Origin of the sequence: Paraburkholderia sp. GAS32 (assembly GCF_050434225.1) — a bacterium.
Taxonomy (GTDB): Bacteria; Pseudomonadota; Gammaproteobacteria; order Burkholderiales; family Burkholderiaceae; genus Paraburkholderia; species Paraburkholderia madseniana.
In genome coordinates, this window is record NZ_JBNPVS010000035.1 from 17,823 (window position 1) to 35,832 (window position 18,010).

The 18,010-nt window shown below is 61.7% G+C and carries 20 protein-coding genes; 13 read left to right on the forward strand and 7 right to left on the reverse strand.

Annotation, left to right across the window (positions count from 1 at the left end; all coding sequences use genetic code 11):
- Positions 1-260 precede the first annotated feature (260 nt).
- The 4 genes from P3T25_RS32930 to P3T25_RS32945 form a co-directional block, all read right to left on the reverse strand.
- A complete protein-coding gene (locus P3T25_RS32930) occupies positions 261-632 on the reverse strand; it encodes a hypothetical protein (RefSeq protein WP_154562970.1) in 372 nt (123 codons plus the stop codon).
- Positions 633-867: 235 nt separating this feature from the next.
- On the reverse strand, positions 868-1,128 hold the full coding sequence (locus tag P3T25_RS32935; protein ID WP_154562972.1) for a hypothetical protein: 261 nt from the start codon (positions 1,126-1,128) through the stop codon (positions 868-870).
- The gene (locus P3T25_RS32940) at positions 1,121-1,870 is read right to left on the reverse strand and encodes a DNA/RNA non-specific endonuclease (protein WP_154562974.1); all 750 of its coding nucleotides are present in this window, start codon (positions 1,868-1,870) and stop codon (positions 1,121-1,123) included. The genes P3T25_RS32935 and P3T25_RS32940 overlap by 8 nt, the downstream gene beginning before the upstream one ends.
- 376 nt (positions 1,871-2,246) lie before the next feature.
- The gene (locus P3T25_RS32945; protein ID WP_154562976.1) at positions 2,247-2,606 is read right to left on the reverse strand and encodes a DUF3564 domain-containing protein; all 360 of its coding nucleotides are present in this window, start codon (positions 2,604-2,606) and stop codon (positions 2,247-2,249) included.
- A gap of 162 nt (positions 2,607-2,768) precedes the next feature.
- Between P3T25_RS32945 and P3T25_RS32950 the strand changes: the two genes are divergently transcribed.
- Complete coding sequence (locus P3T25_RS32950; RefSeq protein WP_429361142.1) at positions 2,769-3,443, forward strand: DUF4410 domain-containing protein; 675 nt, start codon at positions 2,769-2,771, stop codon at positions 3,441-3,443.
- 54 nt (positions 3,444-3,497) lie between these two features.
- Here the strand turns inward: P3T25_RS32950 and P3T25_RS32955 are convergent, their stop codons facing one another.
- Positions 3,498-5,183 carry an acid phosphatase gene (locus P3T25_RS32955; RefSeq protein WP_429361144.1) on the reverse strand — a complete coding sequence of 562 codons (1,686 nt, stop codon included), beginning with the start codon at positions 5,181-5,183 and terminating at the stop codon, positions 3,498-3,500.
- Between the two features lie 116 nt (positions 5,184-5,299).
- Positions 5,300-5,587, reverse strand: a complete 288-nt coding sequence (locus P3T25_RS32960) for a hypothetical protein (protein ID WP_097395004.1) — start codon at positions 5,585-5,587, stop codon at positions 5,300-5,302.
- Between the two features lie 175 nt (positions 5,588-5,762).
- Here P3T25_RS32960 and P3T25_RS32965 point away from each other — a divergent pair, with 175 nt between their 5' ends.
- The gene (locus P3T25_RS32965; RefSeq protein ID WP_429361147.1) at positions 5,763-6,734 is read left to right on the forward strand and encodes an IclR family transcriptional regulator; all 972 of its coding nucleotides are present in this window, start codon (positions 5,763-5,765) and stop codon (positions 6,732-6,734) included.
- Positions 6,735-6,736: 2 nt separating this feature from the next.
- On the opposite strand, the gene P3T25_RS32970 is transcribed toward P3T25_RS32965, so the two are convergent.
- On the reverse strand, positions 6,737-7,813 hold the full coding sequence (locus tag P3T25_RS32970; protein ID WP_429361149.1) for a porin: 1,077 nt from the start codon (positions 7,811-7,813) through the stop codon (positions 6,737-6,739).
- Positions 7,814-8,253: 440 nt separating this feature from the next.
- On the opposite strand from P3T25_RS32970, the gene P3T25_RS32975 reads away from it, so the two are divergent.
- The 11 genes from P3T25_RS32975 to P3T25_RS33025 are packed head-to-tail and all read left to right on the forward strand — an operon-like array spanning position 8,254 to position 17,995.
- Positions 8,254-8,568 carry a non-heme iron oxygenase ferredoxin subunit gene (locus P3T25_RS32975; RefSeq protein ID WP_020068683.1) on the forward strand — a complete coding sequence of 105 codons (315 nt, stop codon included), beginning with the start codon at positions 8,254-8,256 and terminating at the stop codon, positions 8,566-8,568.
- Position 8,569: 1 nt separating this feature from the next.
- Positions 8,570-8,881 (forward strand): recombinase-like helix-turn-helix domain-containing protein, encoded by a 312-nt coding sequence (locus P3T25_RS32980; protein WP_429361151.1) that lies wholly within the window; start codon positions 8,570-8,572, stop codon positions 8,879-8,881.
- Between the two features lie 49 nt (positions 8,882-8,930).
- Positions 8,931-10,028 carry a Rieske 2Fe-2S domain-containing protein gene (locus P3T25_RS32985; RefSeq protein ID WP_429361153.1) on the forward strand — a complete coding sequence of 366 codons (1,098 nt, stop codon included), beginning with the start codon at positions 8,931-8,933 and terminating at the stop codon, positions 10,026-10,028.
- On the forward strand, positions 10,021-10,797 hold the full coding sequence (locus P3T25_RS32990; RefSeq protein ID WP_429361155.1) for an SDR family oxidoreductase: 777 nt from the start codon (positions 10,021-10,023) through the stop codon (positions 10,795-10,797). Before P3T25_RS32985 ends, P3T25_RS32990 begins: the two co-directional genes overlap by 8 nt.
- Positions 10,798-10,823: 26 nt before the next feature.
- On the forward strand, positions 10,824-11,351 hold the full coding sequence (locus P3T25_RS32995; RefSeq protein ID WP_429361157.1) for a cupin domain-containing protein: 528 nt from the start codon (positions 10,824-10,826) through the stop codon (positions 11,349-11,351).
- 39 nt (positions 11,352-11,390) lie between these two features.
- Positions 11,391-12,281, forward strand: a complete 891-nt coding sequence (locus P3T25_RS33000; protein ID WP_429361159.1) for an alpha/beta fold hydrolase — start codon at positions 11,391-11,393, stop codon at positions 12,279-12,281.
- A 21-nt stretch (positions 12,282-12,302) separates the two neighbouring features.
- Positions 12,303-13,184: an IclR family transcriptional regulator gene (locus P3T25_RS33005; protein ID WP_429361269.1), complete on the forward strand. Its 882-nt coding sequence runs from the start codon at positions 12,303-12,305 to the stop codon at positions 13,182-13,184.
- Positions 13,181-13,990 carry an SDR family oxidoreductase gene (locus tag P3T25_RS33010; RefSeq protein WP_429361161.1) on the forward strand — a complete coding sequence of 270 codons (810 nt, stop codon included), beginning with the start codon at positions 13,181-13,183 and terminating at the stop codon, positions 13,988-13,990. Before P3T25_RS33005 ends, P3T25_RS33010 begins: the two co-directional genes overlap by 4 nt.
- Complete coding sequence (locus tag P3T25_RS33015) at positions 13,983-15,641, forward strand: thiamine pyrophosphate-binding protein (protein ID WP_408516906.1); 1,659 nt, start codon at positions 13,983-13,985, stop codon at positions 15,639-15,641. The genes P3T25_RS33010 and P3T25_RS33015 overlap by 8 nt, the downstream gene beginning before the upstream one ends.
- Positions 15,634-16,464 carry an aspartate dehydrogenase gene (locus tag P3T25_RS33020; protein WP_429361163.1) on the forward strand — a complete coding sequence of 277 codons (831 nt, stop codon included), beginning with the start codon at positions 15,634-15,636 and terminating at the stop codon, positions 16,462-16,464. Before P3T25_RS33015 ends, P3T25_RS33020 begins: the two co-directional genes overlap by 8 nt.
- A 40-nt stretch (positions 16,465-16,504) precedes the next feature.
- Positions 16,505-17,995, forward strand: coding sequence for an aldehyde dehydrogenase (locus P3T25_RS33025; protein ID WP_429361165.1), 1,491 nt, complete (start codon positions 16,505-16,507; stop codon positions 17,993-17,995).
- Positions 17,996-18,010 lie beyond the last annotated feature (15 nt).

Consider the following 18,010-nt stretch of genomic DNA (forward strand, 5'->3'; position numbering starts at 1 on the left):
CAAGACAGTTCGAGATTAGACGTGTACGAGTAAACGCAGTGCAAAAATTGGTGTGTCCGCTGAAAAAATCGCGCGGACTAGACGAGTTGCTCGAATTCAACCGGGGGCCGTGCCGGCAAGTTGCGTGAGCTTCAACTGGGCCCATGCGACGCGCCCATAAAAAAAAGGCGAGTCGTGAGACTCGCCCTCCCTGAACGGCAGAGTTCGGCTTCGATTAACTACAGATGCCTGGCCGGTGCGTGCCGAAAGCCGATCACGTGTTATTGCGTTTTCGTCGTGTCGGTCTTTGCGCCGTCGGTTTTTGCCGGGGCATTGCTGGCCTCTTTCGCGCTCTCCGTCTTTGTCTTGCTTGCGCTTGTATCTACAGCAGTCTTCTTGGTGGCCTTATGGGTCTTTGCCGTGTGGCTGGCGGAAGCCTTTTTCACTTGCGACTTCGTTGCGGCCTTGGTCGGCGCTTTGGTCGTGGCGGTGCTTTCGTCCGTGGCGCTGGTTTGCGCGGCGGTGCTCGCCTTCAGATTCGCTTGACCGGCGGGTTGCGTTTGCGCAGGTTGCGCGGCCGCCGGTGCTGCGGTTTGTGCGAATGCGGTCGACACGACGAGAGCGGAAGCGAGAGCAGCGAAAAGCGTCTTCATGATGTAACTCCTGGTTAAACCGGTTGTTCTTTATGTCGCGGCTGAAATGTTTCAGCGCTGCCGGTTTAACGTTGGCCGGAAGACAGCAGTTGACGGCGCTCTGGTGACAAAACGTAACGGCGGATACATATCGGGGTTCTGAATCAGCCTGAAGCGGTTTCACCTCCCAGCCGCGAAGGCGACGCGGAAATCCCGTACCTTCGCGCCTGGGCAATTGCGTGAATGCGTGAATGCGCTATTGAAACGGATTCTGCACGACGCCCGGTTTCGCATCCGGCTCGTCCTTCACCTTCGCCGGCAGATTGGCCTGTGCCTGCAGCGCGGCCACTATCGCATCGATCGCTTCCTTCAGCGCCAGTGCCGCCTTCAACCCGCGTTGGTCCTGCGTCAACTCCAGCGTGCCGTTCAGCACCACGCGCGTGGTGCCGTTGCTGACGGTGAGTGCATCGCCCTGGATGTTGAGCACGTCGTCATCGTTCGAATAGGGTTTAAACACCTTTCAGTCCTCCCGGTCGCTGATCTTTGAGATTCTCCGGAATGCCCGGAAAACGGATACCTGATGCTGTCTCGAGTTCGTGAATCGTCCTGATGTCATAGCGGTTGGTCGAGACGTTGTCCACCACCACCGCAAACGCCATCTGCCGGGACGGCACGTAGACCACCTTGAACAATTGCGTCGGCACGAAGACGCGTGTCGGTCCAATGGTCTGCAATTGCTGGCCGCTGAAAATCGGCCCGGTGATGACATAGGTATCGTTGTACGACATTGCGATCTTGCGCACCGACGTTTCGATACGCGCCCACAAGCGCTGATTGTTCTCGCGATTTTGCGGCACGACGTTCGCCAGCGAAAACGATTGTGCCATCGCTTCCTGATTCCAGCGATTGCCTGCCGGACTCATATGACCGCGATCGAAGCCGCTGCGTTTATAGTCCGCGAGCGTCGCGCCTTCACCGTCGGGCAAGCGCGCGTCTTCGAAGAACTTGTTGGTGCGCACCATGTCCTTGGCGGCTTCGATATGGTCGCGCGTCAGATGCTCCGCGGACCACAAGGGACCATGCGTGATACCCGAATGCAGCACCGCGAAATCGCTATAGCAAAGCATGCGCGTTTTCGGCGCCATCTTCTGATTGGTCAGAACCGGCCATTGCGCATTCGGGGTGAACTGGGTGCAGGAGGGTGCCGCGCTCGCGTGAGCGGCAACGGCGAACAACAGACAGGCAAACCACTTCTTCATATGTCAGTCAGTTGATTGATCGGGGGCGCAAGTATAGCGTCGCGAGCCGGTGTCGAGCGACGTGGAACGCAGAAGAACATGGGGGAAGGATGCGGCTTTTTCGCAGTTCCCGCAGCGATGAAAATGCTGCGAGCGAAAGAAGCGCACGACACACGGTGAAAACCGCTGCACCAAAAAAACGGGCCGCTTTGCAGCGACCCTAATGCGTGGAATTCAAACTCTACGTACGCAAACTTAAGACGGACTTAAGCGCGCGGAATGCGGAACGTGGAAATGTGGGCCGACGGTCGAACGTGCACACAACCCCACTCACCCGCGCGCAGGCGGCGCGGTTTGGATGAGTGGAAATTTCGACCGACGAAAAAGGCGCCGAAACCTAATTGCCGAAAACACTGTGTTCGGCGTGCACATTCTGGCGATCGACAGCTTGCAAACGCCAGAAACCGCTGGTCGGCGCGTGTGTCGGCAAGGCTGTCCACGCTGCGGCACCTTGCGCCGCGCTCACGCGTTGTTTGCGATCGACGTGCAATCCGCGCAGCGTGCACAGCGGCGCATCCGTGCTCGGCGCACAGAGGGTCGTCACGCCATTGTCGTCGTGTAACTCGCCCCACGGGGGCAGATCGATCCCTTGATGCGCTTCCCTCGACCACCGATGTTCGTCGGTGTCGAGCCATAACACAGCGTAGTCGTGGCTGACGGTGGGATCGGAACCGTTGATGAGGATGGTCAGGCGCATGGCAGTTCCGTACAAATTGCGAAGTAATGCCTTATCAGTCTATGTCGCGACGCGTGTTATGCAAGGCGAAAAGGCGCGGCGATCGGGCACGAAAAAAACTTACGCCCAGCGGGCATGGCTGTACGATAGCCGCGTCTGAAAGACATTTCGTGGAGGCGGGCCATGCTGCGTCGATTGCTGCAACTCACGATGGTGGCGGGATGCCTCGGTGCGATATCGACGCTCAGTGCAGCCGCGGACAGTCCCCCCTTCGCCGCGCCCGCGCCGATCGTCTATGTGTCCGACTTCGACCTCGACGTGGCCAACGTGACACCTGACAGCGGACCGGGGCAACGTGTGCGCCGCCTGCGCGGTCTGTTGCCGAGTGGTCCAGGACCGATGGGCAAGGACAAGAATCCGCAGGACCACGCTAAGGACATCGTGAACGAGATGGGGGACGCGCTGACTGCGGACCTGAAAAAAGGCGGTGTCGACGCGCGCCGTATGGCGCCCGGCCAACCATTACCCGCAACGGGTTGGCAAGTGCGAGGCGTGTTTCTGAGCGTCGACGACGGCAATCGTCTAAGACGTGCGATGGTCGGTTTTGGTGCGGGTCAGAACAATATTCAAGTGGCGGTGTCGTGCGACAGCCTGGCGACGGCCAGTTTGCCGCCGCTCTACGAAGCCGTCGAAGAAGCCGACAGCAAGGGAAAGCCGGGCGCGGCGATCAAACTCAATCCGTACGTGATCGCGGCGAAGTTCGTGATGGCGAGCGGTGACGAGAAGAAGACGATCAAGAAGACCGCGCAGCAGATCTCAGATGCAGTGATTGCCAAGCTGCACGGGGTGGCGCAGTGATTGATGCACTGCTGCCCACCCCGACGTAATAGGCAAATGCGATATGCAAGCGGCTCAGGCCAAATCCAGCGTGCCGGTCAAATCGCCAAGCGGCGCCAGGCCATTCTCCGCAAAAGCCCGATCTCGCAGAACGACCCCATCGAGCGGCGCCAGTCCATGCACGCGGCTAATCAGGCGAAGAATCGAATTGGTGTCGTACACCGTATGATCGACGTACCCCTTCTTCGCCAATGGCGAAATCACTAACGCCGGAACCCGCGATCCCGGCCCCCAGCGATCGCCCTTCGGCGGCGAGACCGGGTCCCACCAGCCGCCGTTCTCATCGACCGTGACGACTACGACAGTATTGGCCCACTGCGGGCCGCGCTGAATATGTTCGATCACATTCGCGACGTGACGATCCCCCGATGCGACATCCGCGTACCCTGCGTGCATGTTCAGATCGCCCTGCGGTTTGTAGAACGTGACCGCCGGCAAACGCCCCGCATCGATATCGTCAATCAGACGATTGGTGGACGCGTCGTCGCCGAGGCCCGCATCGCGCAGATACTTGCGCCGCGCGGCGGTGCCCGGCGCGTAATTGGTGAAGTAGTTGAACGGCTGATGGTGGTACTGGAAGTCGGGCACCGCGCCCGTGTCCTGATGCTCCAACGCGTACTGCCACGCACCGCTGTACCACGCCCAGTCGACGCCCTTGTCCGTCAGACGGTCGCCGATCGTCGCGTAGTTTTGCGGCGGCATCACGCGCGGATTCGACGGGTCGGCGAGCGCGGGATTGCCGCCTTCGGCCGGCCGCACGCTGCTCGGCTGGTAGGGCGGCGCCATCGTGTTGACCGCGTAGCCGTCGGCGGTAAACGCGCCGTCGTTGACGAATTTCGGCGGACCGTCGAGCGCGGACGCTGGCGAGTCGGCCGCCACCTTGAGCCGTGTGCCGGTCGGATCATCGCCTTCGACGACCGAGACCATCTTCTTCGCCGGACTGTTGTGGATGTCGGGATAGAACGGTGCCTGCGCGGAGATCAGGAAGATGTGGTTCAGCCACGAGCCGCCGAAAGCCGCCATGAAGAAGTTGTCGCACAGCGTGTATTGCTGCGCGAGGTTCCACAGACACAGCGTGTCGGCGGAATTGCGGTAGTGCCCCATCACCAGGCCACCGGCGTCGCCCCATGCAGCGAACTGATTGTTGCGCCCGGCGTTGATCTGCATCTGGTTCTGATAGAAGCGATGCACAAGATCGCGCGTGATCACACCATTCGGCAACGGTGCGCCTTGCGCGTCGGTAATATGGAACGGGCCGTTGCGCAGGTTGGCAATATCCTTCTGACCGATCATGTAGCGTTTGCCGTCCACCTCCTGCGCTTGCGGCACGAGGCCGCCCCAGATTGCCGGCAGGCGCGGCAGCGGCGTCTTGCCGTCGCGGTCGAGTTGCAGATAACGCTCGGCGCTCACCGCATCGAGCGGATACTGGACGCCGGGAAAGTTGCCGTACAGATTCGCGAAGCTGCGGTTCTCGGCGTAGATCACCACGATCTGCTTGACCTGGTCGCGTAACGCGGCGTCGAGCCGCATGTCAGCGGCACTGTGCGGCACCGTGCCGCTCGCGATACCTTGGTCAGTCTTGCACCCGGTTAGTGCCAGCCCGATGCCGACCGCCGCGAGTCCGGTCAGGACACGGCGGCGTTCAGGATCGTCGGGGGTGTCGTCGGGGTTCGGCGGCAGGGTGGAGTCGTTGTCTGTCATCGGTATCTCTCGGAGTTTTGCGTGACGGGCGCTTCACAGCCAGAAAGCTACCGCTCGGGGCGGCGTGCGCGCGGCACCGGGTTCAGAATCGAGGTGGCCGGAAGGTTCCGGTACGGCTAGGGTAATCGTCGCTTCACGCGCCAACTGATGTGCGTCGAGTCGACAGCGAGCAGAAGCCAATGTCGGGCGTCCACTGGATGACGCCGCTGTGTAGCGTAACCGTCAACGGTCAATTCGAGTTCATCGAAAGTCCGCCGATGGCAAGTGGCATGCGCGCCGGAGCCGTCCGCGAATTCGACTATCGCTGCCGCCGCGCGGGCCGGCTCGGGCAGGTGCGCGATCTGCACTGCGCAGCCCGGATAGAGATGTGAGTCGGCAACCTGGATCTGTACGGAATCGGACATGGACGTGGCCTCCGGACGCCTGGCGCGAGCCAAAGCGCGGCAGTGAGACCTCGCGCGATGGACCGCATCAAAGCATAGCACCGCGCGAAACGAAAATGACCGCCGTGTGCTTCGCGCTATCATGTTGATCTGTATCCGATGAACAGCAGAGACAACGGCAAAGACGGCAGCCAAGATGGCAAAAGAAGAGCAGACAGGAGCGGGACGCAAGCAAGCGAGGCCACGCGGCGCGACAGTTTCGACTCCACGAGACGACGCGGCGCGGTCCTTGGCGGACGGCGCCGATTCCCCCGATTCCACCGATGAAGAGAGCAGCGGCGGATCGACTTATCTCGTGCCAGGGCTGGAGCGCGGCCTGCGCATCCTCGCCGAATTCAGCGCGCGCGAGCCGATTCTGGGCGCGCCCGAATTGTCGAAGCGCATCGGCATTCCGCGCACCACTACATTTCGTCTGCTGCAAACGCTCGAAGCTTTAGGCTTTCTCGAGCGGGTGAACGGCGACCGCTATTTCCGTTTGAGCGTCGCGGTGCTGCGGCTCGGTTTCGAATATCTGAGCTCGCTCGAACTGACCGACGTCGGCACGCCGATTCTCGAACGCTTGCGCGACGCAACCGGCCTCAGCACGCATCTGCTGATCCGCGACCAGCGTGATGTGGTGTTCGTCGCCAAAGCGCAAACCCATGAGCCGATGTTCAGTTCGGTGAAGGTGCATGTCGGCACGCGCTTGCCCGCGCATGCCACGGTGCACGGCCAGGTGCTGATGGGCGATTTGAGTTTCGAAGAATTGCGCCAGTTGTATCCCGAGCCGCAGCTCGAACGGTTCACCGAACGCACGCCGGCGACTGTCGAAGAACTGTACGGAAGAGTGCGCGAAAGCGCGGCGCTCGGCTACGCGTTGAGCGAAGCGTCTTTTGAACGAGGGATTTCGGTAGTGAGCGCACCGGTGCGCGACCAAAGCGGCAAGATTACGGCCGCGTTGACGGTCACCATTCCCCGTTCGGATATCGGCGAAGCGGAAGAACGCGAACCGCTCATCATCGCGGTTTGCCAGGCGGCGCTCGAATTGTCCGAGCGGCTCAGTTATCGTCCGCGGCCGGATGATCCGACCGCGGCTCAAGCGCGCCGCAGATCGGTTGCGGCGAACTGATATCAGAACGAGTGGTGGATGCCCGTCAGGAAAATAGTCTGGTTCCGGCCGCTCGATACACCCGCCGTAAAGAACGCGGCGTCCGTATTCGAGCCCGCGCGCTCATACAGCGCATTCACATACAACTGCGTCGATTTCGACAGCGCGTAGATATCGCCGATCTCGAACTGCGTCCAGCGATGGCCGGCCATCGTCGTGGTCGCGGCACCGCCGGCAACGCTGTTGAACGGCGTGAACTGATAATTCGCGCCCACGTCGTAGCTCTGATACGTGTCCGAATGGCCGGACGATTCCAGCTTCACACGCGTGTACAAACCATGCACGAGCAGCTTGCCGAACTGGTATGACGCGCCCGCGCCCATGTTCTGGACCTTGCCCGCCGTGTAGTTAGCCGCCGCGACACCCTGGAAGCTGGTGATGCCCGTCGTCACGATCGACGGCGTACGGTCGTGCTCATTCGCATAGGTCGCGCCGGCCTTGAACGGACCGTTCGCATAGCTAAGCGCAAAGCTCAGTGTCTTGCCGGTCGAGAAGTTGGTCGTGTTGCCGAGACCCATCATCGCGCCGAAGGAGAAACCGGCGAAACTCGCCGAGCGGAACTTCACCGAGTTGTCGAACGGCACCACGCCGGTGTCGGCGAGTTCGTCGATGTTGCCCGGGTGGAACGCGTACCAGCTCGCAGCCTGATAGGCCGTGCTCAGCGGACCCAGCACGTCGAAGCTGAAGGGCGTCTGATGGCCGAGTGTCACCGTGCCGAACTGGTCCGAACTCAATCCGACAAAAGCCTGGCGATTGAACAGCGTGCCCGCTTTGGCGAATGCACCCGTGTTGGTATAGAAGCCGTTTTCCAGTTGGAAAACCGTCTTAAGGCCACCGCCCAGATCCTCGACGCCCTTCAGGCCCCAGCGGTCCGGCTGCATGTTGCCCTGCTCCTCGATCCACTTCGAATGGCCACCCGCATTGCTGATGTACGCAATGCCAGCATCCAGGCTGCCGTAGAGCGTCACGCTGCTTTGCGCCCAGGCGCCAGTCGTTGCGCAGATTGCCGTCAAGCCGGCCGCCGCAATGATGTGCTTCACCGTTGGTTCTCCTGATCACACGACGGATAGCTCGCGCCGATTTCGTCGTCCCTGATCCTTGCTTTGGGTTGAATGCAGCTTCGGGTTTATGCGCCCAAACTGCTCCGCTTTATGTTCCACCTATGGGCTTTTGTATCGCCTATGGAAAATTATAATGAGTCTAGAAGTGGCCAAAATAAATTTTCGGACCCCGTACAAACCCGCATGAGGGCTGCGACATTTGTCTGAAAATTATGGGCAAACCCAAGCCCAGAAAGGTTCTCAAGCGGAAACCGCCGCTCACGGCAGTTCACGCAAAGCTGTGTTGTGAACGCGACAGTCGGTGTTTTCCCCTACCAGCCCAGATTTTTATTTTCTCGAGCCAAAGCCACTCCTATAATTATCCATACACGAACTGCTGTTCCTTATATGGAACATAGGGCTTCAGGAGAAGGCGAGAAATGACTGAACAATGGCGCTGCGCCGGCCATGCCGGCGACCTGTCCGAAGACGCGCCGCTCGAGTTCAAACTCGACGGCACCGAAATCGGCATCTACAAGGTGGGCGATGCGCTGTACGCGCTGGAAAACGTCTGCCCCCATGCGTACGCGCTGCTGACGCAGGGCTTTGTCGACGGTGACACCGTCGAATGCCCGCTGCACGAGGCCGTGTTCCATATCCCGACCGGCAAATGCCTGAAAGAGCCGGGTGGCCGCGACCTGAAGATGTACTCGGTACGCCTCGCCGGCGAAGAAATCCAGATCAAGGTGGAATGACATGCGAGAACAAACCGTGAACTTCAATCCCTTCCTGAAGCCGTGGCTCGCGCCGCAGCCGAACAACGTTGCCGGCAAGGGCGTGATCGAAAAGCCGGGCGAGACCGAAAACTTCATCTGGCAAACGCGCAAGGCTGAGCCGACCCAGTATGAAAACGACTTCGGCGATGCGTTGGAAAAAGTTTTCGAAGCCGGCGCGAACGAGTTGCAGGAAATTGTCGACGGTTTGAACCGCGTGGGCTTTCGCACGCCGGAAGGCAATGCGTGGGACGCCGATCGCCTTGCCGCCGAATTCCGCCTGCTCGCTGAATAAGCGCGCTCTCCTGCACACGTCTCTTCGCTTTCGCATCCGGAGTCTCTTTATGACGTCCCCCAATACAACGACTCAAGGCGCGGCCGACCCGATTCAGTCCTATCTGAACCGTGGCCTGCGCAACTACTGGTATCCCGTTGCACCGAGCTGGCAAGTCGGCGACGCGCCGGTCGGCGTCACGCGCCTCGGCGATCAGATCGTGCTGTGGCGCGACAAGGAAGGCAAAGTCCGCGCGCTCGAAGACCGCTGCCCACACCGCGGCGCGCGTCTGTCGCTCGGCTGGAACCTCGGCGGCAGCGTCGCGTGCTGGTATCACGGCATTGAAATCGACGGCGGCGGCACGGTCACGAAGGTGCCGGCTGTCTCGAACTGCCCGCTGGAAGGCCAGAAGTGCGTGAAGTCGTATCCGGTCGAAGAGCATGCCGGCGCGATCTTCCTGTGGTTCGGCGACGACGCCCATAAAGAACCCACGCCGCTCGTGCTGCCGGAAGAACTGGTGGGCGACGAGTACGCGAACTTCCTGTGCATGTCGAACTGGAAGTGCAATTACCAATACGCGATCGACAACGTGATGGACCCGATGCACGGCGCGTATCTGCACGCGACCTCGCACTCGATGGCCGAAGGCGACAAGCAGGCCGACATGCGCGTGCGCAAGACCGAAACCGGTCTGATGTTCGAAAAGGTCGGCCAGCGCGACGTGAATTTCGACTGGGTCGAGCTCGGCGAAACCGGCGCGTTGTGGATGCGCCTCGCGATTCCGTACAAGAAGAAATTCGGCCCGGGCGGCAACTTCGGGATCATCGGCTTTGCTACGCCGGTCGACGAAAACAACTGCCAGGTTTACTTCTGGCGCACGCGGAAGGTGTCGGGCTGGCAGCGCGACGCATGGCGCTTCATGTATCGCAATCGGCTGGAAGGTCTGCACTGGGCCGTGCTGGAACAGGACCGCTATGTTCTCGAAAGCATGGCGCCGAATGCACGCGAGCACGAATTCCTCTATCAGCATGACGTCGGCATGACGCGTGTGCGCCGCATGTTCCGTCAGCGCGCGCAGCAGCATTTCGCTGAACTGGATGCCTATCACGCTCAAGCCGTTCAGGCCGGCGCCGCGCAAACCGAAGCAGCAGGCCACAGCCATGCATAACGAAGCGTCCCCGGCATTGGCTGCACTCCACGGCAGGCGCGTCCTCGTGACGGGCGGCGCGCGCGGCCTCGGTGCGGCGTTCGTTCGCTCGCTGGTGCAAGCCGGTGCGCAAGTCGTGTTCGGCGATGTGTTGCATGACGAAGGCCGGGCGCTCGCGGCGTCGCTTGTCGAGCAAGGCCATGCAGTGACGTATTTGCCGCTCGATCTCGCCGACCCCGCCAGCATCAAGCAGTTTGCCGATCGAGCCGCGGCTCAACTCGGCGGGCTGGACGCACTGATCAACAACGCAGCGATCACCAACTCGGGCGGCAAGTTCGCCGATGAGTTGTCGATCGATACGTGGGACGCCGTGATGAACGTCAACGTGCGCGGCACGTGGCTGATGAGCACCGCCGCGCTGCCGTATCTGCGTGATTCGGGTCGCGGCAGCATCGTCAACATCGCCTCGGATACAGCGATGTGGGGTGCGCCGAAGTTGCTCGCGTATGTCGCGAGCAAGGGCGCGGTGATTTCGATGACCCGCTCGCTGGCTCGCGAATTCGGCGCACATCAAGTGACGGTCAACGCCATCGCACCGGGTCTCACCGAAGTCGAGGCCACCGCCTACGTGCCCGCCGAACGTCATCAGTATTACCTGCAAGGCCGCGCGCTCACGCGCGCACAAGTGCCCGACGACGTCACTGGGCCCGTGCTGTTCCTGTTGTCCGATGCCGCGCGCTTCGTGACTGGCCAGTTGCTGCCGGTCAACGGCGGCTTCGTGATGAATTGATCTTGTCGAATCGAAAGGAGAAAGAGATGGCGGACGCCGAACTCGAAAGCAAATCGTGGGAACAACCCGCGGACGCGAGCTTTGCACAATGGTTGGACAGCCGCGTCGCGCGTCTGGAAACGCGTCGTTATGACTGGGACGCGCTGAAGTTCCAGGCCGACTACGACCCGAAATATCGCCGCGCGCAAATGCGCTATGTGGGCACGGGCGGCACGGGCGTCGCGAAGGACATGAACACGGTGCCCGCAGGCGGCTTCACGTTTTCGACGATGGTGATCCCGGCCGGCAACATCGGTCCGAGCCATATCCATATGGATGTCGAAGAAATTTTCTTCGTGCTGCGCGGCAAGATGAAAGTGATCTGCGAGAAAGACGGAGAAACGTGGGAAGCCGTGCTCGGTGAACGTGATCTGATTTCGGTGCCGCCGGGCGTGTATCGCACAGAAGTGAATATCGGCGAAGAAGATGCGTTGATGTGCGTGATGCTGGGCGCAGCCAAGCCGATTACGCCGACCTATCCACCGGATTCTCCTTTGGCGTCGCTCAAGCGCTAAGCCCTCAAGTTCGCTTTAAAAACACCCACGAAGGAAATCATGTCCGCAGTCCCGTCCGCTACCGTCGATCAGAACGCTACGCTCGAAGCGCGCCTTGCACGCTTTCCCGCGCAGCAGATCTGGCTGGCATCGCAACGCGCGGTGAGCTATCGCGACGTGGATGGCGCCGAGAGCGAAGCACTGCCTTTGGTGCTGCTTCACGGTATCGGGTCGGGCGCGGCTTCGTGGGTGCAGCAGTTTGAAGTGCTGGGTGAGACGCGCCGTGTGCTGGCGTGGGATGCGCCGGGGTATGGCGCATCGACACCCGTAGAAGCCGATTCGCCCGTAGCAAGCGATTACGCGACTGTACTGAAGGAATGGCTGGACGCGCTTGGCATTGAACGCTGCGTGCTAGTGGGTCATTCGCTTGGCGCGATCATCGCCGGTGCATTTGCTGTGGCGAATCCGCAGCGCGTGGCCGGTTTGCTCTTGTTGTCGCCTGCTGGCGGTTATGGCGCTTCCGCGGCGGAAGTGCGCGAAACAAAACGCGATCAGCGTCTGGCCATGCTGAAAGAACTCGGCCCGCAAGGTCTCGCCAAAAAACGCAGCACCAATATGTTGTCCACCCACGCGAGCGACGAAGCCCGCGCATGGGTGCGCTGGAACATGTCGCGCGTGATCCCGAACGGCTATGTACAAGCGACGCATCTGCTCGCCAACGCCGATCTTGCCGGCGACCTCTCACGCTACAGAGGCCGCATCAACGTCGCAGTCGGCGCAGAAGACACCATTACGCCCCCCGAAGCCTGCGAGCGACTTGCTCTCGCCGCCGGCACCAAACTGCAAGTCGTGCCGCGCGCCGGGCACGCCGGCTACATCGAAGCACCCGCCGCGTACACCGCGATCATCGATACGTTCTGCCGCGCAAGCGACGGACAACGGAGCCAATGAATGACGTCCGACACGCATGACATGGTTAGCGCCGAGCGCGACGCGGACGACGACCGCAACGACGCAGACACCAGCAGCGATATCAGCTATCGCGTGCCGGGTCTGGAACGCGGTCTGAAGATTCTGACGGAGTTCTCGCCACGCGAACCGGTTCTCGGCGCACCGGAATTATCGAAGCGCCTGAAGATTCCCCGCACGACGGTGTTCCGTCTGCTGCAAACGCTCGAATCGCTCCGCTTTCTCGAACGCGCCGATAAGGACCGCAACTATCGCCTCGGCGTCGCGGTGCTGCGGCTCGGTTTCGAATACCTGAGCTCGCTCGAATTGACCGACCTCGGTTTGCCGATCATCGAAGCGCTGCGTAACGACACCGGCCTCACCAGCCACATCGTGATTCGCGACGGACGTGACGTCGTGTTCGTTGCCAAAGCGCAAAGCCATGCGCCGATTTTCAGCTCGGTGAAGGTGAATGTCGGCACACGACTGCCGGCTCACGCGACGACGCACGGGCAGGTGCTGATGGGCGACATGACACTCGAAGACTTGAAAAAGCTCTATCCCGAGCCGGAACTCGAACGCTTCACGAAACAGACGCCGGCCACGATCGACGATCTGTACGAACGCATTCGTGATGACGCCACGCGCGGCTATGCCATCAGCGAGTCGTCGTTCGAACGCGGCATTTCGGTGGTCAGCGCGCCGGTGCGCAACGACACGGGCCGGATCGTCGCGGTTATCACGACGACGATTCCGCGCCACGAGATCGATGCGTCGCTGCTCGACAGCGGCCTGATCGACAAGGTTCGCCGCGCGGCTGACGAACTCTCGCAGCGGCTCAACTATCGGCCGACGGGCAGCCCGAACGCGGGTGCGAAATACTTTAAGGCACTGGGGCTCAAATGATTCAAATCGACTTGACCGGACAGGTAGCGGTGGTGACGGGCGGTTCGTCCGGCATCGGCCTTGCGACTGCCGAACTGTTTCTGCGAGCAGGCGCTTCGGTTGCGATCTGCGGGCGCGACAGCGAACGTCTCGCGCAAGCGGAAGCATCGCTGAAGGCGCAGTTTCCGCAAGCGCAATTGCTGGCGCAAACCTGCGACGTGCTAGACGCGGACGAGGTCGCAGCGTTCGCGCAAGCTGTGCAAGCGCGTTTCGGCCGCACCGACATGCTGGTGAACAACGCCGGCCAGGGCCGCGTGTCGACGTTCGCCAACACCACCGACGACGCCTGGCGCGAAGAGCTCGACCTGAAGTACTTCAGCGTGATCCGCCCGACCCGCGCCTTCCTGCCGATGCTGCGCGACGCCGCCGGGTCTGGCAACAACCCCGCCGTGGTCTGCGTGAACTCGCTGCTCGCCCTGCAACCCGAGCCGCACATGGTAGCGACTTCGTCGGCGCGGGCCGGCGTGCTGAGCCTCATCAAATCGCTTGCGGTCGAACTCGCGCCGCAACGCATTCGCGTGAATTCGATTCTGATCGGCATCGTCGAATCGGGTCAATGGCGCCGCCGTTACGCGAAAGAAGCGCAGTCGGGCCAGAGCTGGGAAGACTGGACCGCCGAACTGGCGCGCAAGAAAAACATTCCGCTAGGCCGCTTCGGCAAACCCGAAGAGGCCGCTCAAGCGCTCTTTTATCTGGCTACGACGCTGTCGTCCTATACGACGGGCAGTCACATCGATGTTTCTGGAGGCGTTGCACGACATGTCTAACAAAACCACCGTTGGCGAACTGATCGCCGCTTTTCTCGAGCAGTGCGGCGTTCAAACCGCATTCGGCGTGATCTCGATCCACAACATGCCGATCCTCGACGCGATCCACAACCGCGGCAAGATTCGCTACGTCGGCGCACGTGGCGAAGCGGGCGCGGTGAACATGGCTGATGGCCTGGCGCGTGTGTCCGGCGGCCTTGGTGTTGCATTCACCAGCACGGGTACTGCCGCGGGTAATGCTGCCGGCGCGATGGTCGAAGCACTGACCGCGGGCACCGCGTTGCTGCACGTCACCGGCCAGATCGAAACCGAATACCTCGACAAGGACCTCGCCTATATCCACGAAGCGCCGGACCAATTGTCGATGCTGTCGTCGATCTCGAAGGCCGCGTTCCGCGTGCGCTCGGTCGAAACCGCATTGCCGACGATCCGCGAAGCCGTACGTGTCGCGCAAACCGCGCCGAGCGGCCCGGTCAGCGTCGAAATTCCGATCGACATTCAAGCCGCCGAAATCGAATGGCCCGCCGATCTGGCCGCGCCGCACGTCACTACGCTCACACATTGCAGCCAGCGTGTCGTGCAACTCGCGGATCAACTGGCGAATGCGAAGCGTCCGCTGTTGTGGCTCGGCGGCGGCACGCGTCATGCACGTGCTGCGGTTGAACGTCTCGTGGCCTTGGGCTTCGGTGTGGTGACCAGCGTGCAGGGTCGTGGCGTGCTGCCGGAAGATCATCCGGCGACGCTCGGCGCGTTCAACGTGCACTCGGCAGTCGAAAGCTTCTACAAGACGTGTGACGCGCTGGTGGTGGTCGGTTCGCGTCTGCGTGGCAATGAAACGCTGAAGTACAAGCTGGCGCTGCCGCAACCGCTGTATCGCATCGACGCCGACGCGCTCGCCGACAACCGCGGCTATCGCAACGACATGTTCATTCACGGCGATGCGTCGGCCGTTCTCGAAGAACTCGCGACGCTGCTCGAAGGCCGTCTGAAGGTCGATCCGACGTTCGCACAAGACCTGGCTGCCGCGCGTGAAAGCGCCGTCGCCGATGTGGGCAAGGGGCTCGGCCCGTACAAGCGCCTCGTCGACGCGCTGCAGCAGGCCGTGGGCCGCGACTACAACTGGGTGCGCGACGTCACGATCTCGAACAGCACGTGGGGTAACCGCATGCTGAAGATCTTCTCGCCGCGCGCGGGCGTTCATGCACTCGGCGGCGGTATCGGCCAGGGCATGCAGATGGGTATCGGCGCAGCACTCGCCGGCAATGCCGCGAAGACCGTGTGCCTGGTTGGCGACGGCGGCCTGATGGTCAACGTCGGCGAACTCGCAACGGCCGTGCAGGAAAACGCCAACGTGATGATCGTGCTGATGAACGATCAGTGCTACGGCGTGATCCGCAACATTCAGGACGTGCAATACGGCGGTCGCCGCTGCTACGTCGATCTGCACCAGCCGGATTTCGCGCAGTTCTGCGAGAGCCTGAAACTTACGCACTACCGCATCAAGTCGCTCGACCAGGCCGAGGAGATCATCCGCGAGGGTATGGCGAAGACGGGCCCGGTGCTGGTTGAAGTGGACATGCTGTCGGTCGGCTCGTTCGCCACCGCGTTCGCGGGCCCGCCGGTTAAAGCAAAGGAGCCGGAACATGCGTGAGACCGGCTACGCAGGGCATCACGCGCCCGTCGACGTCGCGATGATCGGCTTCGGCGCGATCGGCCAGGCGGTGTATCGCTCGGTCGAGTCGGATCCGACGGTGCGCGTGTCGCATGTGATCGTGCCGGAACGTCATATGACGTCGGTGCGTGAAGTGGTGGGCGCATCGGTCGATGTGGTGGCCTCCGTGTCCGCGTTGAGCAGCCAGCCGCATTTCGCGCTGGAATGCGCTGGGCACAGCGCACTGGTCGATCACGTGGTGCCCTTGCTGAAAGCCGGTACGGATTGCGCGGTGGCGTCGATCGGCGCGCTGTCCGACATGATGTTGCTGGACGCGCTCTCGGCTGCGGCCGATGAAGGCGACGCAACGTTGACGCTGTTGTCGGGTGCAATCGGTGGCGTGGACGCATTGTCTGCCGCCAAGCTCGGCGGCCTCGACGAAGTGCTGTACACGGGCCGCAAACCGCCTTCGGGCTGGCTCGGCACGCCCGCGGAACAGCTCTGCAATCTGCACACGCTGAGCGAAGAGACGGTGATTTTCGAAGGCAGCGCGCGCGAAGCGGCGCGCCTGTATCCGAAGAACGCCAACGTCGCCGCGACGATCGCACTGGCTGGCCTGGGTCTGGACCACACCATGGTCCGCCTGATCGCGGACCCGAACGTATCGCGCAACGTGCACCGTATCGTGGCGCGCGGCGCGTTCGGCGAGATGTCGCTGGAAATGTGCGGCAAGCCGCTGCCGGACAACCCCAAGACGTCCGCATTGACCGCGTACAGCGCGATCCGTGCGCTACGCAATCGCGCGGCCCGCTGCGTGATTTAAGACATTCGCTGATTAGCTGAAGCAAACCGGAACGACCGACATGACTCACTTCGATACCAGCCTCGTGCCCACCGGCGATATTTTCATCGGCGGCGAATGGCGGCAAGGGCGTGGCAACCCGTACAAAAGCCTGTATCCGGCGGATCAGTCGGTCAACATGGAAATCTCGACGGCGAATGCCGACGACGCCCGCGAAGCCGTGGAAGCCGCGGATATTGCATGGCGTAAGGCGGATTGGTCAGGTCTGAAGCCGCATCAGCGTGCGCTGATTCTGTATCGCATCGCGGATCTGATCATGGCGCGTCACGAAGCGCTTGCGCAACTGCAGCGTCGTGACAACGGTAAGCCGATCAACGAAACGCGCGTGCTGGTGGCGAGCGCTGCGAACACCTTCCGCTATTTCGCGGCCTGCCTCGAAACGCTCGATGAAGAAGTGACCCCCTCGCGTGGCGACTATCTGACGATGAGCATCTACGAGCCGATCGGTGTGATCGCGGCGATTACGCCGTGGAATTCGCCGATTGCTTCGGATGCGCAGAAGCTGGCTCCCGCCTTGGCAGGCGGCAACGCTGTGGTACTGAAGCCGGCTGAAGTCACGCCTTTGGTCTCGCTTGCGTTGGCCCGTATCTGTGAAGAAGCCGGCGTGCCAAAGGGTGTCCTCAGCGTTGTACCGGGCAAAGGCTCGGTGATCGGCGACGTACTAGTGCGCCATCCGTTGGTGAAGAAAGTGTCGTTCACGGGCGGCACCGAAGTCGGCCGTGGCATCGCGCGCATCGCTGCGGACAAGCTGATGCCGGTCTCGCTCGAACTCGGCGGCAAGTCGCCGACCATCGTGTTCGATGACGCCGACCTGGATCATGCAGTGAACGGTGTGTTGTACGGCATTTTCAGTTCGTCGGGCGAAGCGTGTATCGCGGGCTCGCGCCTGTTCGTGCAGCGCTCGATTTACGACGCGTTCATGAAGCGTCTCGCGGAAGGCGCACGCAAGCTTCGCGTCGGCGATCCGTCGCGTACTGAAACGCAGATGGGTCCGCTGATTACCGCGGCACATCGCGAAACCGTCGAACGCTACGTCGCGTTGGGTCTGGAAGAGGGCGGCCGTCTTCTGTGCGGCGGCGAACGTCCGGTTGGCGATGGACGCGAACAGGGTACCTATTTCCAGCCGACGATCCTCGAAGGTCTCACGAACGACGCCCGTATCTGTCAGGAAGAAATCTTCGGCCCGGTGCTGGTCGCGATGCCGTTCGACGACGAAGCCTCGCTGCTGAAAGAAGCCAACAACAGTGTGTTCGGCCTCGCCGCAGGCATCTGGACGCTCGATTACAAACGCGCCTACCGGATCGCCCGTGCGCTCGAAACCGGCACCGTGTGGATCAACACCTACAAGCTGTTCTCGATCTCGACGCCGTTCAGCGGCTGGAAAGAGAGCGGCATGGGACGCGAAAAGGGCCGTCTCGGCATCCGCGAATACATGCAGCAGAAGAGCCTCTACTGGGGCTTGAACGACGCGCCGCTGGCGTGGGCGAACTAATACGCGAAATACGCA